The 25,410-nt window shown below is 73.3% G+C and carries 22 protein-coding genes and 1 rRNA gene; 9 read left to right on the forward strand and 14 right to left on the reverse strand.

The genetic code is table 11. The features are described from left to right. Window positions 1-94 (forward strand): 5S ribosomal RNA (gene rrf / locus CHC11_RS39330); the annotation flags it as partial. A gap of 162 nt (window positions 95-256) precedes the next feature. Here the strand turns inward: rrf and CHC11_RS39335 are convergent. Continuing rightward, complete coding sequence (locus CHC11_RS39335; protein ID WP_089317000.1) at window positions 257-865, reverse strand: TetR/AcrR family transcriptional regulator; 609 nt, start codon at window positions 863-865, stop codon at window positions 257-259. Window positions 866-967: 102 nt separating this feature from the next. Between CHC11_RS39335 and CHC11_RS39340 the strand changes: the two genes are divergently transcribed. The 6 genes from CHC11_RS39340 to CHC11_RS41885 all read left to right on the forward strand — a co-directional run bounded on the left by CHC11_RS39340 (window position 968) and on the right by CHC11_RS41885 (window position 8,920). Next, window positions 968-2,680, forward strand: a complete 1,713-nt coding sequence (locus CHC11_RS39340) for an acyclic terpene utilization AtuA family protein (protein ID WP_089317001.1) — start codon at window positions 968-970, stop codon at window positions 2,678-2,680. Beyond that, window positions 2,677-4,269: an acyl-CoA carboxylase subunit beta gene (locus CHC11_RS39345; RefSeq protein ID WP_179279236.1), complete on the forward strand. Its 1,593-nt coding sequence runs from the start codon at window positions 2,677-2,679 to the stop codon at window positions 4,267-4,269. Before CHC11_RS39340 ends, CHC11_RS39345 begins: the two co-directional genes overlap by 4 nt. A 10-nt stretch (window positions 4,270-4,279) precedes the next feature. Next, on the forward strand, window positions 4,280-6,241 hold the full coding sequence (locus CHC11_RS39350) for an acetyl/propionyl/methylcrotonyl-CoA carboxylase subunit alpha (protein ID WP_089317002.1): 1,962 nt from the start codon (window positions 4,280-4,282) through the stop codon (window positions 6,239-6,241). Then, entirely contained in the window at window positions 6,238-7,392 is a 1,155-nt protein-coding gene (locus CHC11_RS39355) for an acyl-CoA dehydrogenase family protein (RefSeq protein ID WP_089317003.1), read from the forward strand. Before CHC11_RS39350 ends, CHC11_RS39355 begins: the two co-directional genes overlap by 4 nt. Before the next feature lie 105 nt (window positions 7,393-7,497). Further along, window positions 7,498-8,601 (forward strand): RDD family protein, encoded by a 1,104-nt coding sequence (locus tag CHC11_RS39360; RefSeq protein WP_089317004.1) that lies wholly within the window; start codon window positions 7,498-7,500, stop codon window positions 8,599-8,601. A 145-nt stretch (window positions 8,602-8,746) separates the two neighbouring features. Beyond that, window positions 8,747-8,920 carry a hypothetical protein gene (locus tag CHC11_RS41885; RefSeq protein ID WP_179279237.1) on the forward strand — a complete coding sequence of 58 codons (174 nt, stop codon included), beginning with the start codon at window positions 8,747-8,749 and terminating at the stop codon, window positions 8,918-8,920. 110 nt (window positions 8,921-9,030) lie between these two features. On the opposite strand, the gene CHC11_RS39370 is transcribed toward CHC11_RS41885, so the two are convergent. From CHC11_RS39370 to CHC11_RS39390, 5 genes are all read right to left on the reverse strand, one after another. Further along, window positions 9,031-9,597: a P-loop nucleotide/nucleoside kinase family protein gene (locus tag CHC11_RS39370; RefSeq protein ID WP_089317006.1), complete on the reverse strand. Its 567-nt coding sequence runs from the start codon at window positions 9,595-9,597 to the stop codon at window positions 9,031-9,033. After that, window positions 9,594-10,613 (reverse strand): enolase C-terminal domain-like protein, encoded by a 1,020-nt coding sequence (locus CHC11_RS39375; RefSeq protein ID WP_342750039.1) that lies wholly within the window; start codon window positions 10,611-10,613, stop codon window positions 9,594-9,596. Before CHC11_RS39375 ends, CHC11_RS39370 begins: the two co-directional genes overlap by 4 nt. A 165-nt stretch (window positions 10,614-10,778) precedes the next feature. Continuing rightward, the gene (locus CHC11_RS39380) at window positions 10,779-12,257 is read right to left on the reverse strand and encodes an LCP family glycopolymer transferase (RefSeq protein ID WP_089317008.1); all 1,479 of its coding nucleotides are present in this window, start codon (window positions 12,255-12,257) and stop codon (window positions 10,779-10,781) included. Window positions 12,258-12,297: 40 nt separating this feature from the next. After that, on the reverse strand, window positions 12,298-12,921 hold the full coding sequence (locus CHC11_RS39385) for a hypothetical protein (RefSeq protein ID WP_089317009.1): 624 nt from the start codon (window positions 12,919-12,921) through the stop codon (window positions 12,298-12,300). A 136-nt stretch (window positions 12,922-13,057) separates the two neighbouring features. Then, window positions 13,058-14,494, reverse strand: coding sequence for a GuaB1 family IMP dehydrogenase-related protein (locus tag CHC11_RS39390; RefSeq protein ID WP_089317010.1), 1,437 nt, complete (start codon window positions 14,492-14,494; stop codon window positions 13,058-13,060). A 717-nt stretch (window positions 14,495-15,211) separates the two neighbouring features. On the opposite strand from CHC11_RS39390, the gene CHC11_RS39395 reads away from it, so the two are divergent. Beyond that, complete coding sequence (locus CHC11_RS39395; protein ID WP_089317011.1) at window positions 15,212-16,126, forward strand: Lrp/AsnC family transcriptional regulator; 915 nt, start codon at window positions 15,212-15,214, stop codon at window positions 16,124-16,126. Window positions 16,127-16,177: 51 nt separating this feature from the next. Here CHC11_RS39395 and CHC11_RS39400 read toward each other — a convergent pair whose 3' ends face one another. From CHC11_RS39400 to CHC11_RS39425, 6 genes are all read right to left on the reverse strand, one after another. Further along, on the reverse strand, window positions 16,178-17,773 hold the full coding sequence (locus CHC11_RS39400; protein WP_245920299.1) for a Na+/H+ antiporter: 1,596 nt from the start codon (window positions 17,771-17,773) through the stop codon (window positions 16,178-16,180). Window positions 17,774-17,861: 88 nt separating this feature from the next. Then, window positions 17,862-18,743: a LysR family transcriptional regulator gene (locus CHC11_RS39405; RefSeq protein WP_089317013.1), complete on the reverse strand. Its 882-nt coding sequence runs from the start codon at window positions 18,741-18,743 to the stop codon at window positions 17,862-17,864. A gap of 81 nt (window positions 18,744-18,824) precedes the next feature. After that, on the reverse strand, window positions 18,825-20,384 hold the full coding sequence (locus CHC11_RS39410) for an MFS transporter (RefSeq protein WP_089317014.1): 1,560 nt from the start codon (window positions 20,382-20,384) through the stop codon (window positions 18,825-18,827). After that, a complete protein-coding gene (locus tag CHC11_RS39415) occupies window positions 20,384-20,647 on the reverse strand; it encodes a ubiquitin carboxyl-terminal hydrolase 14 (protein WP_089317015.1) in 264 nt (87 codons plus the stop codon). The genes CHC11_RS39410 and CHC11_RS39415 overlap by 1 nt, the downstream gene beginning before the upstream one ends. Window positions 20,648-20,679: 32 nt before the next feature. Continuing rightward, window positions 20,680-21,714 carry a GDP-mannose 4,6-dehydratase gene (locus CHC11_RS39420; protein WP_089317037.1) on the reverse strand — a complete coding sequence of 345 codons (1,035 nt, stop codon included), beginning with the start codon at window positions 21,712-21,714 and terminating at the stop codon, window positions 20,680-20,682. Between the two features lie 464 nt (window positions 21,715-22,178). Continuing rightward, window positions 22,179-22,739, reverse strand: a complete 561-nt coding sequence (locus CHC11_RS39425) for a CGNR zinc finger domain-containing protein (RefSeq protein ID WP_089317016.1) — start codon at window positions 22,737-22,739, stop codon at window positions 22,179-22,181. Between the two features lie 222 nt (window positions 22,740-22,961). Between CHC11_RS39425 and CHC11_RS39430 the strand changes: the two genes are divergently transcribed. Beyond that, entirely contained in the window at window positions 22,962-23,174 is a 213-nt protein-coding gene (locus CHC11_RS39430; protein ID WP_089317017.1) for a hypothetical protein, read from the forward strand. A gap of 44 nt (window positions 23,175-23,218) precedes the next feature. Here CHC11_RS39430 and CHC11_RS39435 read toward each other — a convergent pair whose 3' ends face one another. Then, window positions 23,219-23,791, reverse strand: a complete 573-nt coding sequence (locus tag CHC11_RS39435) for a hypothetical protein (protein WP_089317018.1) — start codon at window positions 23,789-23,791, stop codon at window positions 23,219-23,221. 282 nt (window positions 23,792-24,073) lie between these two features. Beyond that, window positions 24,074-25,408, reverse strand: a complete 1,335-nt coding sequence (locus CHC11_RS39440) for a pyridoxal phosphate-dependent aminotransferase (protein WP_089317019.1) — start codon at window positions 25,406-25,408, stop codon at window positions 24,074-24,076. Window positions 25,409-25,410: the final 2 nt, after the last annotated feature.

Here is a 25,410-nt window from a genome sequence, read left to right on the forward strand (position 1 = left end):
AACACCCGGTCCCATCCCGAACCCGGAAGTTAAGCCCTTCAGCGCCGATGGTACTGCATGGGAGACCGTGTGGGAGAGTAGGACACCGCCGGACTCATATTGCAGAAAGGCCCCGCCGTCACCGGCGGGGCCTTTCTCATTTTCCGAACCCCGAGCTTCGTTGATGACGTAGCGCCGGCGGCGACCGCGGCGGGGCGGATGGGCGCGCTCGGCCCGCCGTCGTCAAAGAGACCGCCCTGTGACTCCGGGCGGCCGGTCAGCGGCCGAGTGCGCGGTCGAGCGTGGCGGCCCACTGGTCGAGCAGGCGGGTGCGGCGTGCCGAGTCGTCGGTGAGGAGATCGGCCAGGCCGAGGCCGCGGACCAGGTCGAGGGTCGCCTGGACCGTTTCCCGGACGCCGGGGACCGACTCGTCCGCGCCCAGGGCCTCGACGGTGAGGCGGTGCGCCTCGCGTCCGACCCGCGCCTCCAGGGGAACGATCTGCGCGCGGAGCTGCTCGTCCGAGCTGGCCGCGACCCAGAGCTGGAGCGCTGCCCGGAAGAGCGGGGTCGTGTACATCTCGCCGAGGAGCTTGACGACGTCCGGCGTGGAGGGCCGGCGGTCTGCGAGCGCGTCCAGGCGTTCGCGCATCCGCGCCATCCTCACGTCCGAGCCGTACTCGACCGCCGCCGTCACCAGTTCCTCGCGCGTGCGGAAGTGGTGCTGGGCGGCGCCCCGGGACACGCCCGCGCGCTCGGCGACCACCGCCACCGTCGTGCCCGCCCAGCCCACGGAGGCGAGGCAGCCGATGGCGGCCTCCAGGAGGCGTCGCCGCGTGGCGCGGCTACGGTCCTGCTGCGGTTCGCGGGGGAGCGCCTGGGCGGTCATGGGGTCCTCGGGGTCGGTGGCCCTCCAGTCAACCAAACCGACGGGCGAAGAAACAATCATGCACGATTGATTTTTTAGATGCGGGCTGGCAGGGTTCAGGCCATGAGCCAACCGCTGCGGGTCGGTAACGCCTCGGGCTTCTACGGCGACCGCTTCTCCGCGGTGCGGGAGATGCTGGAGGGCGGGCCGCTGGACGTCCTCACCGGCGACTACCTCGCCGAGCTGACGATGCTGATCCTCGGGCGCGGGAAGATGAAGGACCCGGACGCCGGGTACGCCGCGACGTTCCTCCGGCAGATGGAGGACTCCCTCGGCCTGGCCGCCGAGCGCGGCACCACGATCGTCGCGAACGCCGGCGGGCTCAACCCGCGGGGGCTGGCGGACCGGTTGCGCGAGTTGGCCGGCCGGCTCGGGATCGACGTGCGGATCGCCCATGTGGAGGGCGACGACCTGCTGCCCCGGGCGGAGGAGCTCGACCTGGCGGACGCCCGCCACGGGCCGCCGCTCACCGCCAACGCCTACCTGGGCGCCTGGGGGATCGTCGAGTGCCTGCGGGCCGGGGCGGACGTGGTGGTGACCGGACGCGTCACCGACGCGTCCCTGGTCGTGGGCCCCGCCGCCGCGCACTTCGGCTGGGCGCGCGACGACTGGGACGCCCTCGCGGGCGCGACGGTTGCCGGGCACGTCCTGGAGTGCGGCGCGCAGGCGACCGGCGGCAACTACGCCTTCTTTCAAGAAATCTACAACGTAAAGGCGCCGGGCTTTCCGATCGCCGAGATACATCCCGACGGCTCCAGCGTGATCACCAAGCATGACGGGACGGGCGGCGCCGTGACGGTCGAGACCGTGACGGCCCAGCTCCTGTACGAGATCGGTGCGCCGTCCTACGCCGGACCGGACGTGACGACGCGGTTCGACACGATCGCGCCGGCGCGGGACGGGCCCGACCGGGTACGGATCAGCGGCGTCCGGGGCGTCCCGCCGCCGCCGTCCACCAAGGTGTGCCTGAACCATCTCGGCGGCCACCGCAACGAGATGACCTTCGTCCTCACCGGTCTGGACGTCGAGGCCAAGGCCGAACTCGCTAAGGCCCAACTGGAGGCCGCCCTCGCGGAGGCCCGGCCGGCCCGCGTGGAATGGACGCTCATCGGCGCCCCCGGACCGGATCCGGCCACGCAGGGGGAGGCCACCGCCCTGCTCCGCTGCGCCGTCCTCGACCCGGATCCGGAGAAGGTCGGCCGCGCGTTCAGCGGCGCCGTCGTGGAACTCGCCCTCGCCGGCTACCCGGGCTTCACCATGACCTCCCCGCCCGGAAAGGGCGGCCCCTGCGGCGTCTACACGCCCGCCTACGTCCCGAACGAGGCCATCGAGCATGTCGCGGTGACCCACGATGGAGAGGGCATCGCCATCCCGGCCGCCCCTCTCGTGCGCGACCTTGAAGTCTCCACCGAGTCTCCACCTGCCGGGGCCGTCCCACCGGGCGCCACCGTCCGCGCGCCGCTCGGCCGTGTCGCCGGGGCGCGGAGCGGGGACAAGGGCGGGGACGCCAATATCGGCGTGTGGGCCCGGACCCACGCGCAGTGGCGTTGGCTGGAGCCGTTCCTGACGACCGAGAGGCTCCGCGAGTTGCTGCCGGAGACCCGCGAGCACACCGTCCACCGGCATGTGCTGCCCAACCTCCGCGCGGTGAACTTCGTCGTCGAAGGGCTGCTTCAGGAGGGTGTGTCAGCCTCGACCCGGTTCGACCCACAGGGCAAGGCCCTGGGGGAGTGGCTGCGGTCCCGCCTCGTCGACATCCCGGAGGCAGTCCTGTGACCCTCAAGAGCACCCTGGACGCGCGGAGCCCGGAGTACCGGGAACGCCGTGCGGCCATGCTGGAGAAGCTGGCGGCCCTGGACGCCGAGCACACCAAGGCGCTGGAAGGCGGCGGCGAGAAGTACGTCGCGCGGCACCGCGCCCGCGGCAAGCTGCTGGCGCGCGAGCGCGTCGAGCTGCTGCTCGACCCCGACTCGCCCTTCCTCGAACTGAGCCCCCTCGCCGCGTGGGGGAGCGACTTCCCGGTCGGCGCGAGCGTCGTCACCGGCATCGGCGTCGTCGAGGGCGTCGAGTGCATGATCGTGGCGAACGATCCGACGGTGCGGGGCGGGTCCAGCAATCCGTGGACGGTGAAGAAGAGCTTCCGGGCGTCCGATATCGCACTGGAGAACCGGCTGCCCGTCATCAACCTGGTCGAGTCGGGCGGCGCGGACCTGCCGACGCAGAAGGAGATCTTCATTCCGGGCGGCCGCATGTTCCGCGACCTCACCCGGTTGTCGGCCGCGGGGATCCCCACGATCGCGCTCGTGTTCGGCAACTCCACCGCGGGCGGCGCCTACATCCCGGGCATGTGCGACCACGTCGTCATGGTCAAGGAGCGCGCGAAGGTGTTCCTCGGCGGCCCGCCGCTGGTGAAGATGGCGACCGGCGAGGAGGCCGACGACGAGGAGCTCGGCGGCGCCGAGATGCATGCCCGCACCTCCGGTCTGGCCGACTACATGGCGGCGGACGAGGCGGACGCGCTGCGCCTCGGACGCCAGATCGTCGCGAACCTCAACCACCGCAAGCTCGGCCCGGCGCCCGGCCCGGTCGAGGAACCGCTCCACGACGCCGAGGAGCTGGCCGGGATCGTCCCCGAGGACCTGAAGGTCCCCTTCGACCCGCGCGAGGTCATCGCGCGGGTCGCCGACGGGTCGCGGTTCGACGAGTTCAAGCCGCTGTACGGGACGAGCCTGGTCACCGGCTGGACGCGCGTCCACGGCTACCCGATCGGGGTCCTCGCCAACGCGCAGGGCGTCCTGTTCGGGGACGAGGCGCAGAAGGCGGCGCAGTTCATCCAGCTCGCCAACCAGAGCGACACCCCGCTGCTCTTCCTGCACAACACGACCGGCTACATGGTCGGCAGGGAGTACGAGCAGGCCGGGATCATCAAGCACGGCGCCCTGATGATCAATGCGGTGGCCAACAGCCGGGTCCCGCACATCTCGATCGTCATGGGCGCCTCGTACGGGGCGGGCAACTACGGCATGTGCGGCCGCGCGTACGACCCGCGGTTCCTGTTCGCCTGGCCGAGCGCCAAGTCGGCGGTGATGGGGCCGCAGCAGCTCGCGGGCGTTCTGTCGATCGTGGCGCGGCAGGCGGCGCAGGCGCGCGGTCAGGCCTACGACGAGGACCAGGACCGCGCGATGCGGGAGATGGTCGAGGCGCAGATCGAGGCCGAGTCGCTGCCGTTCTTCCTGTCCGGGCGGCTCTACGACGACGGGGTGATCGACCCCCGCGACACCCGGACCGTCCTCGGCCTGTGCCTGTCCGTCGTCCACAACGCGCCCGTGCGCGGCGCCGAGGGCTTCGGCGTCTTCCGGATGTGAGTGTCCAAAAATGATCAACAGAGTGCTGGTCGCCAACCGCGGTGAGATCGCCCGCCGTGTCCTGAGGGCCTGCCGGGACCTCGGCGTCGGGACGGTCGCCGTCCACTCCGATCCCGACGCCGCTGCGCCGCATGTCCGGGAGGCGGACGTGGCCGGGCGGCTGCCCGGGGCATCCCCGGCGGAGACCTACCTGTCGGTGGAGCGGCTCCTCGCCGTGGCGAAGCGCGCCGGGGCCGACGCCGTCCACCCGGGCTACGGGTTCCTGTCGGAGAACGCGGACTTCGCGCGGGCCGTCGTCGAGGCCGGCCTGACCTGGATCGGTCCGCCGCCCGAGGCGATCGCGGCGATGGGTTCCAAGATCGAGGCCAAGAAGCTGATGGCCGCCGCCGGGGTCCCGGTGCTGCCCGGACTCGACCCCGGCCGGGTCGGCGGCGCGGACCTGCCGCTGCTGGTCAAGGCGTCCGCGGGCGGCGGCGGGCGCGGCATGCGCGTCGTCCGGACGCCGGAGGGGTTGCCGGACGCCGTCGCGGGTGCGCGCAGGGAGGCGGAGTCGGCGTTCGGCGACCCGACCGTGTTCTGCGAGCCGCTGCTGGAGGACGCCCGCCATATCGAGGTGCAGATCCTCGCCGACGCGCACGGGACGGTGTGGACGCTCGGCGAGCGCGAGTGCTCCATCCAGCGCCGCCACCAGAAGATCATCGAGGAGGCGCCGTCCCCGGCCGTCGGTCCCGAGCTGCGCGCGCGGCTGTGCGGGGCGGCGGCGAGCGCGGCTCGCGCCATCGGCTACGCCGGCGCGGGCACGGTCGAGTTCATGCTGGCGCGCGACGGGCGCTTCTACTTCCTGGAGGTCAACACCCGGCTCCAGGTCGAGCACCCGGTCACCGAGTGCGTGTACGGGGTGGACCTCGTCCGGCTGCAGATCGAGGTCGCCGAGGGCGCCCGCCTGCCGCAGGCGCCGCCGGAACCGCGCGGCCACGCCATCGAGGTGCGCCTCTACGCCGAGGACCCCGCGCAGGACTGGCGGCCCGCCAGCGGCAGGCTGCACACCTTCGAGGTGCCGGGGGCGGACGCCGAGTTCGCCGTTCCGGCGGCGCACGGGCTGCGGCTCGACAGCGGCGTGGAGAGCGGCGCCGAGGTCGGCGTCCACTACGACCCGATGCTCGCCAAGGTGATCGCGTGGGCGCCGTCCCGGGCCGCCGCCGCGCGCAGGCTGGCGGCCGCGCTGCGCGGCGCCCGCATCCACGGCCTCGCCACCAACCGTGACCTGCTCGTCCGGATCCTGGAGGAGCCGTCGTTCCTGGACGGCGCCACCGACACCGGCTACCTCGACCGTGTCGGCCTCGACACCCTGGCCGCACCGCTGGCGGACGAGGCGGCGGTCCGGGTCTGCGCGCTGGCCGCCGCGCTCGCCCAGGCCGCCGCGGACCGGGCGGGCGCCGCGGTGCTCGGCGGCCTCCCGTCGGGCTGGCGCAACGTGCGGTCCCAGTCGCAGCGCAGGACGTTCCAGGGGCCCGCGGGTCCGGTGGACGTCGACTACCGGCTGGACAGGAACGGCCTGGCCTCCGAGCTGTGCCCGGGCACGTCGCTGCTGTCCGCCACACCGGATCGCGTCGTCCTCGACCACGACGGCCTCCGCGAGACCTTCACCGTGACCTCCGCCGGGGGCGCGGTGCACGTCGATTCCCGCCTCGGCCCGGTCACGCTCGTCGCCGTCCCGCGGTTCGCCGACCCGAGCGGCCGGATCGCCCCGGGCTCCCTTGTGGCCCCCATGCCCGGCACCGTCGTCCGCGTCGAGACAGAACCGGGCGCGGACGTCGCCGAAGGGGAGACCCTCGTCGTCCTGGAGGCGATGAAGATGGAGCACCGCGTCGCCGCGCCGTCCGCCGGGACGGTCGCCGAACTGAACGTCATCGCGGGGCAGCAGGTCGAGTCCGGCGCCGTCCTCGCCGTCATCGAAGGGACCTGCGAATGAGCTTCGTCGAGACCGAGGAACGGCGGGCCCTGCGCGCCGCCGTCGCCGAGCTGGGCGGCAAGTACGGCTCCTCCTACTACGTGGAGAAGGCCAGGTCCGGGCAGAAGACCGACGAGCTGTGGGCCGAGGCCGGGCGCCTCGGCTACCTGGGCGTCAACGTGCCGGAGGAGTACGGCGGAGGCGGCGGAGGCATCGGCGACCTCGCCGCCGTGTGCGAGGAACTGGCCGCCGCGGGCTGCCCGCTGCTGCTCATGGTCGTGTCCCCGGCGATCTGCGCGACGATCATCGCCCGGTCCGGTACCGAGGCCCAGAGGAAGCACTGGCTGCCGCGCTTCGCCGACGGCTCGGTGAAGATGGCGTTCGCGATCACCGAGCCCGACGCCGGCTCCAACGCGCACCGCATCACCACCACGGCGCGCCGCGACGGCGACGGGTGGGTGCTGAACGGCCAGAAGACGTTCATCTCCGGCGTGGACGAGTCGGACGCCGTGCTGTTCGTCTCCCGCACGCAGGACCAGAAGGGCAACCTGCGGCCGTCGCTGTTCATCGTCCCGACGGCCGCGCCCGGCTTCGCCTTCACCCCCATCGACATGGAGATCGTGTCGCCGGAGAAGCAGTTCGTCTGCCACCTCGACGACGTCCGGCTGCCCTACGACGCGCTCGTCGGCGACGAGGACGGCGGGCTGCTGCAGCTGTTCGCCGGGCTCAACCCCGAGCGCATCATGGCCGCCGCGATGGGCGCCGGGATCGGCCGCCTCGCGCTCGGCAAGGCGACCGGCTACGCCGCGTCCCGGCAGGTTTTCAGGACGCCGATCGGCGCGCACCAGGGCATCGCGCACCCGCTCGCCGCCGCCAAGATCGAACTGGAGCTGGCCCGGCTGATGGGGCAGAAGGCCGCCTGGCTCTACGACGAGGGCGACGACACGGGCGCCGGCGAGGCCGCGAACATGGCCAAGTACGCCACCGCCGAGGCCGCGATCCACTGCGTCGACCAGGCCATCCAGACCCACGGCGGCAACGGCCTCACCACCGAGTACGGCGTCGGGATGCTCGCCGGGGTCGTCCGGCTCATGCGCATCGCCCCGGTCAGCCGCGAGATGGTCCTCAACTACGTCGCACAGCACTCCCTGGGGCTGCCCAAGTCCTACTGACGATGACGCTGACGATTACGGTGGCGGCGCGGGACCTGGCGGCCTAGACTCCTGCCGTTCCGGCGCTTTGATCAAGAAGAGAAGATCGCGACCCGAGGGACTCACGTGTACGGTCCGCCACCCGTTCCGCTGCCCGCCGCCGAGCCCGTACCGCCTGCCGCCGCGGCCGCCCCGCACGGCCGCCGTCTCGCCGCCTGGGGCATCGACACCGCACTCCTCGCCGGCGCCGCCGTCCTCCTCGGCATGATGACGTGGGGACGGCTGAACGGGCTCCTCGGGGACGGGCTCTGGGGCGACGCCCTGTCGGCGGGGGGCGGGCTCCTGCTGTCCGGCGGCGATGTCCGGCAGGCCGCCGAGAACTTCGGTACGGGCATCTGGAACACGGCCGTCAGCGCCGTCGAGCAGGCGCTGCTCCTGCTCGTCCTGATCGAGTTCCTGTACCAGTTCGCGGGTCAGGCCTTCGCCGGCCGGACCGTCGGCAAGGCCGTGCTCGATCTGCGCGTGGAGAACGCCAGGTCCGCCAAGTCCAGGGCACTGCGCCGCTCGCTGGTGACCACGGCGGGCGGCACCGGCCTGTACTGCACCGCGTGGATCCTTCTCCTGCACGGCCTCTTCCTCCTTTCCCTCGTCACCTGGCTGGTCGCCGTCGCGGTGTTCCTGGCCAACAGCGCGCCGACTCTCGTCGGCGCCCGCCGCCGGGCCCTCGCCGACCTGGTGGCGGGGACGTCCCTCGTCCGCGCGGACGGCTACCGGCGCGCCGCCGAGGCCGCGCGGCAGGGTGCGGTCATCGCCTGGGACGGCACGCAGGTTGCGGGGCAGGTCGCGGGCCAGGCCGTCCGGGAGAACGCCGCCCGCATCGCCCAGGCGGAATCGATGCAGCGCGCCCTGCAGTCGGAGCGCGCCCGGCAGATGCAGGACCTGGGCCGGCGGTCCGCCGCCCGGGTGCAGGGGGCGATGCAGGGCGAACGGGCGCAGCAGGTCGGCGACGCGGGCAAGCGCGCCGGCGGCCGGCTCAGGAGCGCCTACCAGGATCGGCGGGCCGCCCGCCGGCAGCCGCTGCCCCCGCAGCCGGAGCAGCCCGCCATCCCGCCGCCCGCACCGCACTACGACCCCTACGCCCAGCCGGGCCAGTACACCCAGCCGGGCCAGTACACCCATCCCGGCCAGTACGAGCCGCCGCCGCAGTACCTGCCGCCGCCGCAGCAGTAGGCGCCCGGGGCCACGGAATACCGAAGTCCTACTGAATCACCCAACCTCGACTTTTGCTCACTCTTAGTAGTCAATGCGTTACAGAGGGCATGCGGCGGGGAGTATCGCTACGCAAAGTACGGATGCCGGAGCGAAAGGGATGATCATGAAGAGGTGTCTTGCGGTTCTGGTTCTCGCCGCCGGGACGACGGTGGCCGGGATGACCGGCCTGTCCGCCACGGCGTCGGCCGCCACGGCGTCCGGTGAGCCGGGGCACGGCCACCACTGCTGCTGCGAGCACAACTACAACAAGAACGTGAACATCAACATCAACGGCTGACGCGACGGTCGTTCCCGCCCGGCGGTTACTTCCGGCGGGCGGCCATCTGGCGGAGACCGCGCGGTCTCCGCCAGATCGTCACTCGGCCAGATCGTCACTCGGCCAGGGCGTCACTCGGCCAGGGCGTCCAGTTGCGCCTCCAGCGGTACGGGCGCGCCGAGGCGGTTGTCCACGGCCGTGTGGGGCACCGGAGGCGGCGTCCCGGGCAGCATCCGGGCGACGAAGGCGTCGAACGCCGCCAGCTTGCCGGTGTCGCGGGGCGAGCCCCGCCGCTCCAGCCGGTGCCGGAGGGTCGCGGCGTCGGTCCGGATCCAGACGAGACGCACCGGCGGCCCGCCCAGGGACGCGACCCACTCCGTCCAGCGCGCCGCGTCCCGGATGTGGCCGGTGAACGGTCCGCTCAGCAGCACCGGGCAGCCGTGCGACCGGATCTCCCGCGCCGCGGCCGTCATCCCCGCGTACTCGTGCGGCTTGACGTGCTCGTCGTACCAGGGGCCCTCGCGCTCGCCGGGATCGCGGGAGAACGCCGCGAGCGTCGCCTCCACGAACGGCCCGAACATCGTGTCCTTGTCCAGCAGCGCCGGCACGGGACGCAGCCGCCGCAGCAGCAGGCCCGAGACCGTGGTCTTGCCGGAGCCGGGCGGCCCCGCCACCACCCAGGACGGGGCGGACGTCACGTCGACAGGCGCAGGCGGCGGGTCGCCAGCCGCTCGATGCGCGCCTCGTCGATCTCGTGGCCGAGGCCCGGCTGCGTGAGCGGGACGCCGACCACGCCGCCGGACGAGCGCACCGGCGGCGTCACGAACACCGGACCGCCGGCCGGGTCGGACACGTCGCTCGGCAGCGTGCACCCCGGCAGGGCCGCGAGCGCGACCGCGGCGGCCTGCCCGATGCCGAACGCGCCGCTGCCGCTGCACCACACGTCCCATCCCGCCGCGTAGGCGAGGTCGTGGGCGCTGCGGGCCGCGGTCAGCCCGCCGAGCCGGTCGAGGCGCAGGTGCAGCGCCCGGCCCGCCTGCAGCGACAGGGCCGCGTCCAGCGTCTCCAAATCGCCCACGTCCGGGGCCACGGCGGTGCCCACCCGCGTCTGGAGCCGGGCGTGCGCGGCCAGGTCGCCGCCGGGGAACGGGCGTTCGACCGCGGCCAGGCCGTAGGCGTCCAGCGCCTCCAGCGCCGCCAGGTGCTCCGGCGACTCGGTGTAGGCGTGGCCCGCGTCGGCGACCAGCGCCAGTGCCGGGTATGCCTGCCGGATCGCGCGGACGGGCTCGACGTCCCACCCCGGCCGGACGTCCAGCGTGACGCGGGTGTGGCCCGCTCCAACGGCCTGGTTGACGCGGGCCGTGATGGTGTCGATCGCCGGCTCGGGGGAGATCCGCGCCCCCGTCACGATGGAGGTGCGGGTGCCGCCGAGCGCGTGCGCGAGCGGAAGCCCCCGCGTCCGGCACCACAGGTCCCAGCAGGCGGTGTCGACGGCCGCCGCGGCCTCGCGCGCGCCGAGGTCGGCGGCGGCGGACACGTCCTCGGGGCGGTCCCAGTCGAGCCCGATGAGGGCCGGCCCCATGCGCGTCTCGATGTCCGCCCATGCCGCGCCGGGGTCCGCGGCCCCCGCCGGGACGGCCATCTCGCCCCAGCCGACGGCGTCGCCGCCGGCCAGCCGGACGAGGACGCTCTCCGGCCGCCGCCCGCGCGGCATTCTCACGCGGAAGGCGTCGCAGCCGTGGATCCGAGGCACCGCACCAGCCCTTCGAAGTAGGGGTCCTTCCTCAATGATCCCCCCTCCCCGGACCGGGAAGGACAATTCACGCGGGTCAGGACCACTGCGGCCGGACGGGCGCCGGCCGCGGGCCGCGCCGGCCGGTCAGGGGCAGCTGCTCTCCAGCGACACCGGCTTGGAGGAGGGCTTGGCCGGTTCGCCGCCGTCCTGCCCGTCCGGCGACCCGGTGGGCGAGGCGGTGGGCGAGGCGGTGGGCGTGCCGCTCGGCTTGGTGCTGACCTGTCGCGGATCGCTGTTGACGGCGTCGGCCGCCAGGGTGCGGATCTTGCCGAAGTCCGGGTTCCCGGTGTAGATGAGCGGCGGGACGAACTGCAGGCTCCTGATCTGCGCGCCGTTCTTGACCCGGTTCGACAGCTTCATCAGCGCGGGCAGCAGTTCCTGGGGGATGTCGGTCGACAGCGTCCGCTTGGCCGCCGCGGCGAGCTTGTCGAAGCTGGTGAGCACGGTCTGCGGGTCGGCCTGCTCGGCGATCGCCCGCATCAGGCACTTCTGCCGGCTCATCCGCACGTAGTCGCTGCTGTTGGTGCGGGACCGCCCGTACCAGAGGGCCTCCTTGCCCTTCAGCGTCCGGTCTCCGGGCTGCAGGACGCCGCCCTGCAGGCCGTAGGGGATCGGCTCGGTGATCTTTAGCTTGACGCCGCCCATGGCGTCGACGATGTCGGCGAAGCCGAACATGTCGACGAGGATGTAGTAGTCCACGCGCAGCCCGAGCACGCCGGCGACGGTGGCCTTCAGAAGTTCGGGGCCGCGGCGTTTCTTGGCGACGCCGGGCACCACGTCGGGGTGGTTCTCGGCGTATTCGTAGACCTCGTTGAGCAGGCCCGGGTTCTGCGGGCCGTCGCCGGTGAAGCCGTAGGGGAACCGGTCGCGGGCCGGGCCGGGCGGCATCGGGAACTGTTCCAGGTTCCGCGGCAGGCTCAGCAGCACCGTGTCGCCCGTCTTGGTGTCGACGCTGGCGAGCGTCACGCTGTCGGTGCGCACGCCGGTGCGGTCGGCGGCGGAGTCGCCGCCGAGCAGCAGGATGTTGACCCGCTGCTGGCCGTTGAACGGATCCTTGGTGTCGACGGGCTTGCCGTTCTCGCTGCCGGTGCGGAAGATGCTGGTCAGCGCGTCCCGGTACACGTAGGTGCTGTGCGCCGACCACGCCACCGGCACCGCGACGGCGAAGCACATCACCGCGACCGCGGCCGCGCCGAGCGTCCGGGCGCCCGCGGCGAGGCGGGCGGGGCGCAGCAGCAGGTAGGAGCGGACGACGACGAGGATCCACAGCACGCCGAGCGCGATGAGCGCGGCGGAGGTCCGCTGCAGCACCGCGGGCTGGACGGCGTAGTGGACGAGGTCGGGGCGGTAGAGCGTGGCGGCGCCCGCGAGGGCGACGACGATCGCCACGTACAGCGCGAGCAGCAGCCCGCCGGCGACCCGGCGGCCCGTGACGAAATGCGCGACACCCCAGACCAGGGCGGACGCGAGCGTCAGTGCCAGCGCGCGGGGAAGGCCCCCGGCTCCGCCGGAGGTACCCGCATCGTCCCTGTTCCGGGCACGCCCACTCGGCGACCGACCCATGTACGCTCCGATTCCCACCCACAGTGAATTAAGCCTCGGCTCACATTATGGACGCGTCGAACCGGGCAAAGGTTGCGTAAGAGTCGATCGCATGCGAGCGGATGTGGCCTTTGGTGCAGATCGTCAGGATAGTGAATCCGCTGCCGTTCGGGGGCCGGTACGGATGATCACGTCGCGGGCAGGGCGCCATCGCGTGGGCGGCCGTCAGCGGCGGAACGATCACCAGCAGGCAGAAGACCGACACCGTGGTGCCGCCCGCGAGCCGCCACAGCGGCGACAGGCCGTCCGGGAGCAGCACGGCGTAGGAGTGGACGATCAACCCCGCCCAGAGCGCCGCGACGACCACGCAGCCGGCCGTCAGCGCCGCCGGCCAGGCGGGCCGCGCCGCCGCCTGCAGCAGGAGCGGGCGGCCGTGCCCGGCGGCGAGGGCCGCCGCGGTCAGCGCCAGCGCCTGGACGCTCAGCAGCGCCGCCCCGAGCCGGACGCGCCCGGCCCGCAGGTGCGCGATGCCCGGGAGGGCCGGGGAGACCGCGGCGATCAGCAGCGCCTCGGCCAGCCCCCGCGGCGCCGCCTCCCGCGCCCGGCGCTCCCGCTCGCGGTCCCGGACCGGCGCGCCCTCCGGCAGCGGCCGCGTCCCGGCTCCGATCGGCCCGCCGTCGACCATGCTGCGCCCCCTTCAGGGACGGAGACCCCTCTCCGTTCCCGACGTAAGAGAGTGCAGGTCAGCGAGCTGAACGGGGGCGAAGGCGGCGGCGTGTCGCGAAATGCGGGAGCGCCCGGCGGTCCGGAGGGGGTGCCCTTTACCAGCTGCTGGACAGCGGCTTGCCCTCGGCGTACCCCGACGGGCTCTGGATCCCGATCGTGGCGCGCTCGTGGAACTCCTCCAGGGTCCGCGCGCCCGCGTAGGTGCACGAGCTGCGCAGCCCCGCCACGATCGAGTCGATCAGGTCCTCCACGCCGGGCCGCTGCGGATCCAGGAACATGCGGGAGGCGGAGATGCCCTCCTCGAACAGGGCCTTGCGAGCCCGGTCGAAGGGGGAGTCCTCGGCGGTGCGCAGCCGCACCGCCCGGGCGGACGCCATGCCGAAGCTCTCCTTGTAGAGCCGCCCGTCCGCGGCCCGCTGCAGGTCGCCCGGCGACTCGTAGGTGCCGGCGAACCACGAGCCCACCATCACGTTCGCGGCGCCCGCCGCGAGCGCCAGCGCGACGTCGCGCGGGTGCCGGACGCCGCCGTCCGCCCACACGTGGCGGCCGAGCCGGCGCGCCTCGGCGGCGCACTCCAGAACCGCGGAGAACTGCGGGCGGCCGACGCCCGTCATCATCCGGGTGGTGCACATCGCGCCGGGGCCCACCCCGACCTTGACGATGTCGGCGCCCGCCTCGATCAGCTCACGGGTGCCCTCCGCGGTCACCACGTTCCCGGCGACGACCGGGACGGCGGGGTCCAGCGCCCGGACCGCGGCGAGCGCGCTGATCATCTTGTCCTGGTGGCCGTGCGCGGTGTCGACGACGAGCAGGTCGGCGCCCGCCGCCAGCAGCGCCTTGGCCTTGCCGGCGACGTCGCCGTTCACGCCGACCGCCGCGGCGACGCGCAGCCGGCCACCGGCGTCCACGGCCGGCCGGTAGAGCGTGGCGCGCAGCGCGCCGGTACGGGTGAGGACGCCGGCGAGGCGGCCTTCGGCGTCCACGACGGGGGCGAGCCGGTGGCCGCGCTCGTGCAGCCGGTTGAACGCCTCCCGCGGGTCGACGCCCGCGGGCAGCGTGACCAGGTCGCGGGACATGATGTCGCGGAGCTGGGCGAACCGGTCCACGCCCATGCAGTCGGCCTCGGTGACGACGCCCACCGGACGGTCGTCCTCGACGACGATCACGGCGTTGTGCGCCCGCTTCGGCAGCAGCGCCAGCGCGTCCCCGGCCGTGCTGGAGGGGCCCAGCCGGATCGCGGTGTCCACGACGAGGTCGCGGCCCTTGACCCAGTCGATGACCTCCGCGACGACGTCGACCGGGATGTCCTGCGGGAGCACCGCGACGCCGCCGCGCCGGGCGGCGGTCTCGGCCATCCGGCGGCCGGAGACGGCCGTCATGTTGGCCACCACGAGCGGGATGGTCGTCCCGCTGCCGTCCGAGGTGGCCAGATCGACCTCAAGGCGCGACCCCACCGAGGAACGGCGGGGGACCATGAAGACGTCGTTGTAGGTGAGGTCGTGAGCGGAACGCTCACCGTTCAGCAGGTGCACGGCAGTACTACACACCAATCGCGTTCGCAGTGGCTGGGCCACCGTACATTGTCAGTCATACCCGGCAGTGCTCCCGCCAAGGCCGGAGGCCGGACGTCCCGGACCGCCCCGTCGCCGCGGGCAGAGCCCGTGACCAGGGGTGATGACACTGTGTCCCCGGAGGGCGTTGAGTGTCGTCTCCGCCCGTCTTCCCCCCTCCTTGCAGGGATAACGAAAGTGAGCTCGTGCACCTGGTGGAAAACGGTGCAACGTGAGGCTTGGCTCTCTGTAAAGTTACCTCTTGACGTAACTGCGCCCCCGATGCACTTTTCTTACATGTGCCTCGCGCGGAGGGCGGATCCGCCGTAGGGGGTGGGTCAGAAGAACACCGGGAGAAGCGCATGCAGGTCACGCACGTGGTCCCGGTCGGCCATGCCCGCCCGCGCCGCCGGCCGCCCCGACCGGGCGGCGATCGCCGGAGCGGTCATGGCCGCCCGGCGCGTCCACCGCCCGGTCGCGTCGCACCGCGTGTGCGGCGGAGGCCGGGCAGCGTTGCGCTTTTGTACCGGTTTCTGTGGCATTTGAAACGTCGCTGCCCGGAACCGGCCACCGACGCTTCGACGGCCGCCGGGCAGGGTGAACACGAGCAAGATCAATATTTGACGTCGTACCGTCCTGAAATGGAATGATCTTGCAGTTGCTGGCAAAACGATTCATCACATGTCGAGGAGGAGAGCCGTGCTGGATGCGGTCGACGCCGTGCTCGTCCGCGAGCTCCAGCGGGATGGCAGGGCGACGTTCCAGGCGCTGGCCGATCGCGTCGGGCTTTCCCGCACGGCGGTGCGGGCACGGGTGCAGCACCTTCTCGAAACCCAGGTCGTCCGCGTCGTCGGCATCGTGCACGCCGCCGTCGTCGGCGCGGAGGCGATCGGGCACGTGTCGGTCACCGTGGCCGGCTCGGCGAGGGAGGTGGCCGAGACCGTCGCCGAGCGCGCCGCCGTCAGCTTCACCGCGCTGACCGCGGGCCCGTACGACCTGGTCGCCCAGGTGCGCACCCGCGACGACGCCGCGCTCGCGGCCGAGGTGGACCACATCAGGTCCGTCGCCGGCGTCCGCGCGGCCGAGGTGTTCCGGTCGGTGTCCACCGTGCGCGACACGCACGCGGTGGTGCGCGAGCTCGGCGAGGTCACCCTCGACGACATCGACTGGCGGCTGCTGCACGAGCTGCAGCGCGACGGCCGCGCCCCCTACACCCGGCTCGCGCACGTCATCGGCCTCTCGCAGGCCGCCACCCGGGCCCGGGTGGTCAGGCTCATGCGCACGGGCGTCATCCAGGTCACCGGCCTCGCCGACCCCCTGGCGCTCGGCGCCGCGGAGCTCGGCGGGTTCGGGCTGGTGGTGACGGGCGGGCTGCGCAAGGTCGCCGACGCGGTCGCCGTCCAGGACGGCGTCCGCTACCTGGCGACCGGCTTCGGCCGCTACGACATCGTCGGGCAGGTCGAGGCGGCCTCCCGCGCCGAGCTGGTGGCCGTGTTCGACGCCATCCGGTCGGTGTCCGGGGTGACGGTACGGGAGTCCTGGCACCACCTCGACGTGGTGAAGGAGTCCTACGCCGTCCAGCTGCCCGCGCAGCCCCTCAACGGGGCGGTCTGAACGCGGCCGCGCCCCGGACACGGCTGTGACGTGTCCGGGGCGCGGCCGCGTTCAGTCGCGGCTGAGGGCGACCTCCTCCAGGTCCAGCTCGTGCATGACGCGGGTCAGGACCTCGTCGTCGATGCGGCGCTCGTCCCGCATCCGCACGAAGACCCGGCGCTCGGCCATCAGCATCTCCCGCCGCAGGCGCCGGTACGTCGCCGTCGGCACCTCCTCGCCCTCCGGGCCCGTCCCGCCCCCGAGCCGCTCCCAGGCGCGCAGCTGCCGGTGCTCGGCGAGCTGCCGGAGCCGCTCCACCACCGACGCGTCGAGCCGCTCCTCGGCGTTCAGCTCCTCCAGTCGCTCCAGCGAGGCCTGCGCGGCGGCGTGCTGCGCGCCCGCGAGGGCGACGGTGTCGGCGTAGCGCTCCGCTTCCCCGCCGATGCCGAGCGCGCGGATCAGCGCGGGGAACGTCAGCCCCTGCACCAGGAGCGTCCCGAGGACGGTGGTGAACGTCAGGAAAAGGATCAGGTCGCGTCCCGGGAACGGCCGGTCGTCCGAGGCGACGAACGGGACCGCGAACGCGGCGGCGAGCGACACCACCCCGCGCATCCCCGCCCACGACACCACGATCAGGCCGCGCCAGCCGACGTTCGGCAGCGCCCGCTCCCGCCGCGACAGCAGCCGCCGCACCTGCGAGGCGGGGAACACCCACACGAACCGGGCCGTGACCGTGACGGCGAACACCGCGGTCGCCCACCAGGCCAGCTCCTGCCAGCTCCGCCCCGACATCCCGTGGACGATCGGGGGCAGCTGCAGGCCGATCAGCAGGAAGACCACCGACTCCAGGAGGAAGACCATGACCTTCCAGAAGGAGTGCCCGATGAGCCGGGTCACCGCCGCGGACTGGGTCTCCCGGTTCCCCAGGTACAGCCCGCTGACCACCACGGCGATCACTCCGGAGGCGTGCACGCTCTCGGCGATGAGGTAGGCGGCGAACGGGGCCACCAGCGCGACGCCGTTCTCCACCAGCGGGTCGCTCAGCCGGGTCCGCAGCCAGTGCAGCGGCGGCCCGAGCAGCAGCCCGACCGCCGCGCCGACGACGGCCGCGAACAGGAAGCGCCCGACGCCGTCCAGGAGGGTGAACCCCGCCCCCGTTGCCGCGATCAGCGCCACCCGGAACGCGGTCAGCGCCGTCGCGTCGTTGAACAGGCTCTCCCCGACCAGGACCGTCACCGTCCGGCGCGGCAGGCCGAGGCGCTGCGCGATGCTCACCGCCGCGACCGCGTCCGGCGGCGCCACGATCGCGCCGAGCACGAACGCCGCCGCCAGCGGCAGGTCGGGGACGATCAGGTGCGCCACGTACCCCACGGCGAACGTCGTGAACAGCACCAGCCCCACCGACAGCAGGCCGATGGACCAGACGTTCTCGCGCAGGTTCGTGAACGAGCTGTTCCACGCCGCGGAGAACAGCAGCGGCGGCAGGAACACGAAGAGCACGAACTCGGGTTCGAGTTCGAACTCCGGTACGCCCGGGACGAAGGAGAAGGCGAGCCCCGCGATCACCAGGGCCAGCGGTGCCGACAGGCCGATGCGCCGCGCCCCCGCGGCCACCATCAGGGCGCCGACCGGTACGGCCAGCAGCCAGAGTGCATGCGTCGTTCCCACTCGCCGAATCATGGCATGACCGCCCGGGACCGGCGTCGCGCGGGCGGGCCCCGGCCGGACCGGGGCGGGCCCGGACCGGGAGGCGCGGTCAGCGGGCGTGGGTGCCGCGGGGCGGCGCCTGCTTGGCGAAGGTCAGGAAGTCGCGGGCGGCGGGCGGCAGCCGGCGGTGCGCGTGCACGAGGCCGATCATGCGGGTGAGCGGCGGCATGAACGAGCGGACCGTCACCCCTTCGGTGTCGTCGATCTGGTTGCGGTACCAGAGTAAGGAGCCCCGCCCGGCGCGGACCAGGCCGAGCCACGCGCCGCGCTCGTCGGACTCCACCGCGGCGACGGGCCGGGCGCCGATCCGCCGCAGCATCGTGTCGATCTCCGCGCGGCGGGCGCTGCCGCGGGCGGGCAGGACGAGCCGCATCCCGTCCAGCGCGGCCGGCGGCACCGGCTCGCGGACCTTCAGCGCGGGCGGGGAGATCAGCACCACCTCGCGCTGCTCGAACGGGTGCGCGGTCATGTCGCCGGGGACGGGCAGGTCGGTCAGCGCCAGATCGGCGCGGCCCCCGCGAAGCACCGCCGCTATCTGGTCGCGGTCCGCGCAGCGCACCACCCGGACCCGCACGGCCGGCTGGTTGCGCGCGAAGCGGGGGATGAGCCCGCCGGTCAGCTCCGGCTCCAGCGACGCGGTGACCGCGATGCGCAGCTCCGCGCCGCGCCCGTCGGCGCGCGTGACCGCCAGCCCCTCGATCGCGTCGACGGCGTCCAGGGCGACCCGGGCCTGCCGGACGACCTGCTCTCCGACGGGCGTGAGGACGACGCCGCGGCCGGACCGCGCGAACAGCTCCAGGCCGAGCTCGCGCTCCAGCTCGCGCACCGCCCGCGACAGCGCGGGCTGGGCCACGTAGAGGGCTTGGGCCGCCGACGTCATCGTGCCATGGTCGGCGGTCGCCACGACATAGCGCAGCTGCCGCAGATTCATGCACTGACCGTATGCCAATGAACCGCTCCGGTCCTGGACATAGCCGGATTCGGACCGGGAATCAGCGGACCGGTCCGGTGCTCAGGTCCCGGGCTCGGGCGAGGTCCGGCCGGCGCGCTCGGCCGGGACGGTCTCCGGCTCGGGCTGCAGTTGCGGCGCACCGACCCCGCACTGGCGCCGGCATTCCGGCTCGACCGATTCCCCGGCCGGCGTCCGCAGCGCGTCGTCGCCGACGGTGAGGAAGGACAGCACGGCCCCCGCCGCCAGGAGCGCGGCGCACGTGATCATCGCCAGCCGGAACCCGTGCGAGAAGTCGGCGGGGTTGTCGAAGGCGTCGCCCGTCAGCCCCGCCAGCGGCGGGATCGCCGCCACCGCCAGCAGTCCGGCGGCCCGCGCCACCGCGTTGTTGACACCGCTGGCCACCCCCGCGTGGCGGACGTCGGCGGTGGCGAGGACCGTGGCGGTCAGCGGCGCGACCACCGCCGCCAGCCCCAGCCCGAACACCACCACGGACGGCAGGACGTCCCGGACGTAGGAGGCGTCCGCGCCGATCCGGCCCACCAGGAGCATTCCGAGGGCCGCCACCAGCAGCCCCGCGGTCATCGGCAGCCGCGGCCCGATCTTCTGCGCGAGCGCGCCCGCCCGCGCCGACAGCAGCAGCATCAGCACGGTGACCGGCAGCAGCGCCGTCCCCGCCGCGATGGGCGAGAACCCGGTGACGACCTGGAGGTTCAGGACGAACAGGAAGAACATCACGCCCATGCCGCCGTACATGATGAACGTGACGACGTTGACGGCCGAGAACTGCCGTGAGGAGAACACGTCCAGCGGCAGCATCGGCTGTGGCGCCGCCCGGCCCGCTCGCGCGCGCGACCGCCGCCCGCGCAGGCGTTCGACCAGGACGAACGCGACGGCCGCTGCCAGGCCCGCGATCGCGGCGGTGGCGATGACCGGCGGGGCGGCGCCCCCGCCCGGCGCCTCGGTCAGCGCGTACGTCGTCCCCGCCAGGGCAAGTGCGGCCAGGGCCGCGCCGAGCACGTCGAAGCGCCCGTGGGCCTGCGGGTCGACGCTCTCGGGGACGTGCCGGACCGCGACCAGGACCACGACGGCGGCGAGCGGCACGTTCAGCAGGAACACCCACCGCCATCCGGCCGTCTCCACCAGCCAGCCGCCCAGGAACGGGCCGATCGCGCCGGCGACGCCGCCGAGGCCCGACCAGGCGCCGACCGCGCGGGGGCGGTCGTCGGCGGCGAACGACGCCTGGATGATCGCCAGCGAGCCCGGGGTGAGCAGCGCCCCGCCCACGCCCTGCAGCGCCCGCGCCAGGACCAGCGACCCGACGTTCGGCGCCACGCCGCACAGCACCGAGGCCACCGCGAACCACACCACGCCGATGAGGAAGATCCGGCGGCGCCCGAACCGGTCCCCGAGGGAGCCGCCCAGCAGGATGAACCCGGCGAGCGTGAGCGTGTAGGCGTTCACCGTCCACTGCAGGCCGGCCATGTCGGCGTTCAGGTCGCGGGCCAGTCGGGGCAGCGCCACGTTCACGACGGTGGAGTCGAGGAACGCCACGCTCGACCCGAGCACCGTCGCCAGCAGGATCCAGCGTCCGGGCCCGGTGCCCAGTCGGACGTCCGGCATCAGACGATCAGCTGGTCGACGAAGCACCAGCGCCAGTCCTCACCCGGCTCGAACGACCGGACGACCGGGTGCCCCTCCTTCGCGAAGTGCGCGGTGGCGTGCCGCCTGGGGGAGGAGTCGCAGCACCCGACGTGCCCGCAGCCCAGGCAGAGCCGCAGGTGGACCCAGCGTGTGCCCTCCCGGAGGCAGTCCTCGCACCCCTGCGGGGTGTTCGGGGACGGATCCTCCATCGGGAGGGACTGCACGTGCTCACATGTGGCCATACCTGAATCGTGCCACGGTCGCGGTAAGCGGATCACCAATGGTCGGGGCTGAACGGCTCGTCCTCGGGACGCGCCGACCGCGACAGCAGCCGCAGGTCCGACTCGACCATCATGGTCACCAGCTCCTCGAAGGTCACCTCGGGCTCCCAGCCGAGCTGCTCGCGGGCCTTCTTCGGGTCGGCGCACAGCAGATCGACCTCGGCCGGGCGCGTGTACTTGGCGTCCAGGACGACGTGGTCCTGCCAGTCCAGGCCCGCGGTGCGGAACGCGAACTCCACCAGCTCCCGCACCGACTGGGTCTGGCCCGTCCCGATGACGTAGTCCTCCGGGGACTCCTGCGCCACCATCATGCGCATCGCGCGGGCGTAGTCGCCCGCGAAGCCCCAGTCGCGGCGGGCGTCCAGGTTGCCGAGGCGCAACTCGGTGGCCAGGCCCAGCTTGATGCGGGCGGCGCCCAGGGACACCTTCCGCGTCACGAACTCGGCACCCCGGCGCGGCGACTCGTGGTTGAACAGGATCCCGCTCACCGCGAACATCCCGTAGGACTCGCGGTAGTTCTGCGTGATGTAGTGCCCGTAGCTCTTCGCCACCCCGTAGGGGCTGCGCGGGTGGAACGGGGTCTTCTCGTTCTGGGGAGTCTCGCGCACCATCCCGAACATCTCCGAGGACGAGGCCTGGTAGAAGCGGATCTGCCCGTCGCCCGGCGTGCGGGAGGGGCTGATCCCCGACACCACCCGGATCGCCTCCAGCGTGCGCAGCACGCCCATCCCGGTGACCTCGGCGGTCAGCTCGGCCTGCTGCCACGACATGGGCACGTAGGAGATCGCGCCCAGGTTGTAGACCTCGTCGGGCCGCACCCGCTCCACCGCCGAGATCAGGCTGCCCTGATCCAGCAGGTCCCCAGTGGTGATCTGCACGTCGCCGATGTGCTTGCGCAGCCGCGACACATGGGGGTTCGCCTGCCCCCGCACCAGGCCCCAGACCTCGTATCCCAGCTCAAGCAGATGCTCGGCCAGGTACGAGCCGTCCTGTCCGGTGATGCCGGTGATGAGTGCTCGCCTGGACAGCGGATCCTCCATGGCTGAAATAGGTCCGACGCGGGCTCACCACGGGCCCAAACCCGCAACGAGCGTGATTTATGAGGTTACCGACCAGGCCACGTCCATGACGAGGGAGGGCACCGTTTGAACCGAATTCCCTTCTGGTCCGCCCGCCGGCTCCCGGTGCGACCCCGTGTGAACTCCCTGAACGCGCCACCGCCGCCGAGCCCTGACCGAGCCGGCCCGCGTGACGGCGTGACACCGAGCTGCCCGCCCTCCACCGAGTTGCCCGACCTCCTCGACGCGACTTCGCCCGTTCCACCGGAAACCCCACGACGACCGGATCCTCGCGATCGCGTCCGAAGGCGGTTTCGAGCCTGCGGGGAGGTGATCGCGCAGCGAGCCTCTGGGCGGGCCGGAGCGATGCGGCGCTCGCCCGCGGTGTTCTGGTGTCAGGCGCCCCCGAGGCGCCTGACACCAGAACACCGCGATCAAGACACGGCTGATTCGCGCTGGCGTGCGCGGTAGGCGGCGACGTGCATGCGGTTGCCGCAGGTGCGGCTGTCGCAGTAGCGGCGGCAGCGGTTGCGTGACAGGTCCACCAGGACGCGTGAGCAGTCCGGCGCCTCGCAGGTGCGCAGCCGGTCCAGCTCGCCCGCCGCGACCACGTAGGCCAGCGCCATGCCGCAGTCGGCGGCCAGGTGCTCGCCGAGAGGTGCGCCCGGCGCGAAGAAGTGCACGTGCCAGTGGTAGCCGTCGTGGTCGGTCAGGTGCGGCGTGGTGCGGACCTCGCCGACGATCTCGTTGATCCGCCGCACGGCGGAGGGGACGTCCCCGGAGCGGAACACCGCGTGGAAGCGGCCGCGCAGCTCCAGCACGCGGGCCAGGTCGGCGGCGGTGAGCTCGCCCACGTCGCTGAACGCGTTGCGGTCCACGAACTCCCGCAGGCCGGGCAGCCCGCCGATCTCCTCCGCGCCGGACGCCGCCGCGCTCGTGTTGATCAGGTCGACGACGACGGCGAGCGCGTGCTCGGTGTCATGAGTGAAGATCACGATGACTCCAGTCTCGGGGGACCCGGGCGGTCGGGTGCCCGGCGGCGTCGCCGGGGCCGGAACGCGGCCCGTGGCTCCCACCATATGACGGGGACGGCGCACGTCGGCGCCCACCCCGCCAGGACACGCTGGCGCCCACGGCGCCGGTCTCCGGGCGGAACGTTCCATTCCCGTGGCCCGCTGCCACGACTATCCCGCCGCTTTCCGGCAGGGACCATCGCCGTGGAGGAGGACCGGCTCTTCATCGTCTTCCTGGCCGTCGCCGTCGTGGTTCTGCCGGCCCGCGGGCTGGCCGGGCGGCTGCGCATGCCGGACGCCATCGTGCTCGTCCTGCTCGGCATGGCGGCCGGGTTCGTGCCGGCGCTGCCCGCGGTCGTCGTCCCGCCCGAGGTGGTGCTGCTCGGGTTCCTGCCGTCGGGGACCCCGTGGCGGTGAGGAGACCGCCTTCGTGAACCCGGGCGCGCCGCTTCGGCGGGACGTCAGCGCTCGTAGTGGGGGTCGGCGACGACCGGATAGTAGGCGTCGGTGTGCTGGATCCGCATCGTGACCACCGAGCCGTCCAGCGCGTAGTCCGCCTTCACCTGGCGGAACATCGAGTCGCTCGCCCACGGGTTGTAGAGCCGCCCCACTGTGGCGCCGTACCGTAGGTGCACGACGTCGTAGCCGCCGGACGGCATCGACTCCAGCGCGAGCCCGTCGGCCAGGGAGACCGCGAACCGGAACTCCGTGGGCGCGTCGGGGCCGTGGATCACCGTGAGCAGGCGCACCCCGCCGGCCGTCGTCTGCGCGACGATGTCGGTGTCGACGTCCACGCCGACGAAGACCCGCAGGCTCGGGCGCAGCACCTGGGAGACGGTGTCGGCCGCCGCGACGTCGATGCCGAAATGGATCCGCTGCCCGTCCCGGGTCGGCACCCACACTCCGTCACGGGCCCGCTGGCCCCAGGCGACGTCGGGGTTCTCCATCTCCTGAGGCTCGTTCTTGCCCCGGGCGACCAGAATCCTGGAAGCGGCGCTCATCGCCGCGGCAGCCCCGTCCCGTGCATGCCTCATGGCGGGCCCCCTCGCCTTCTTCCATCACCGCGTGACTTCGCGCTCGTCCTGGGTTTACCACGGGCGGAGCGGACAGGACCCCCGATGGCCTGCCGCTGGTCGATTCGCGACGTTCGCCCCGTGCGTCGTTGGACCTTACACCACGCTTATACGGGCCGGTCGGGCCGGGCGCAGATCCTTTTCCCAGCAGGTCGCGGCGGCCGTGACGGTGCGCGCCCGGCGCCTCACGCAGCGGTCCGCGGGCCGCCCGGCGACCGGGCGGCCCGCGGACCGTGCTCCCCCTCAGGCGAGCGCCGGCTCACCCGCCGTGACGCTCACCGACAGGTCGGCGAGCACCTCGCTCAGCCGGTCCAGGGCTCCCGCGATCCACGGCAGGGAGGCCGGGGCGGGGGAGGCCAGCGCCGCGAGGCGCTGCTCGTCGTCCTCTCCGTAGAGCAGGCTGGGCGCCACCCGCATGCGCAGCGCCGCCGGGGCGTCCCCGAACGAGCTTCCGGGCAGTACGCCCACTCCGTAGCGTTCCAGGAGGAGATGGGTGAGGTCGACGGCCGTGCGGATGCCGTGGTCGGCCTCCAACGCGTCCCGCATCGGGCCGAAATCGGGGTAGAGGTAAAAGGCCGCTTCCGGACGCACGACCCGCGCGCCGGCCGCGGCGAACCGGTCGGCGACCGCGCCGGTGACGGCGGCGTGCAGGCGCCTGCTGCGGTCGACGCGCTCGACCAGCTCGGGAGGCTCGGCGAACGCGAACGCGGCGGCGTGCTGCATCGGGGCCGGCGCGCTCGACCAGATCTCGCTGGCCACCCCCAGCAGGCTGTCGCGCAGCGCCCTGCCGAAGGGCCCCTCCGGCAGGCGTGCCACCCCGATCCGCCATCCGCCGGCCGCCAGGCTCTTGCTCAGCGCGGTCGTCACGACGGTCCGCTCGGGCGCGTACCGCGCCGGGCTCGGCACCGTCCCGCCCGGCGCGTGCACCAGGTCGCGGTAGATCTCGTCGGAGATGACGACCAGATCCTGCTCGCGCGCGACCGCGCACAGCCGCCGGACGGTGGCCTCGGAGGCGATGGTCCCGGTCGGGTTGTCCGGCAGCGTCACCACGACGGCCCGCACGTCGCGGCCCCGGGCGCGGGCCCGCACCACCGCGTCGGCCAGCAGCGCCGGGCTCGGGACCCCGCCCTCACCCGGAGGCGTCGCCACCCGGATCGGGTCCAGGCCCGCCAGCGACGCCTGCGCCGCGTAGCTCACCCAGCTCGGAGCGGCCACGACGACGTCGCCGCCCAGCGCGGTCAGCAGGGCGAACAGCAGCGGCTTGCTGCCGGGGCCCGCGACGACCGTGGCCGGGTCGGTGGGCAGCCCGCGGCGGGCCCAGTACCCGGCCGCGGCGGCGCGCAGCGCGGCGGTCCCGGCCACCGGCCCGTAACCGCCCCGGCCCGCGGCCGCGCCGAGCTCGCGGGTCAGGGCGGGATGTATCGGTATCCCGGCCTCCCCGAAGCCGAGCGGAAGCACACGCTCGCCCCGTCTGCGCTTGCGGGCTATGGCCTCGTTGACCGCGAGCGTGGCGGACAGGGGGACCGGGCGCGGCTCGAACGACAGCGGCCGGACGGCTGAGGGCTGGTTCTGGGGCATGA

Origin of the sequence: Actinomadura mexicana (assembly GCF_900188105.1) — a bacterium.
GTDB classification, from domain to species: domain Bacteria; phylum Actinomycetota; class Actinomycetes; order Streptosporangiales; family Streptosporangiaceae; genus Spirillospora; species Spirillospora mexicana.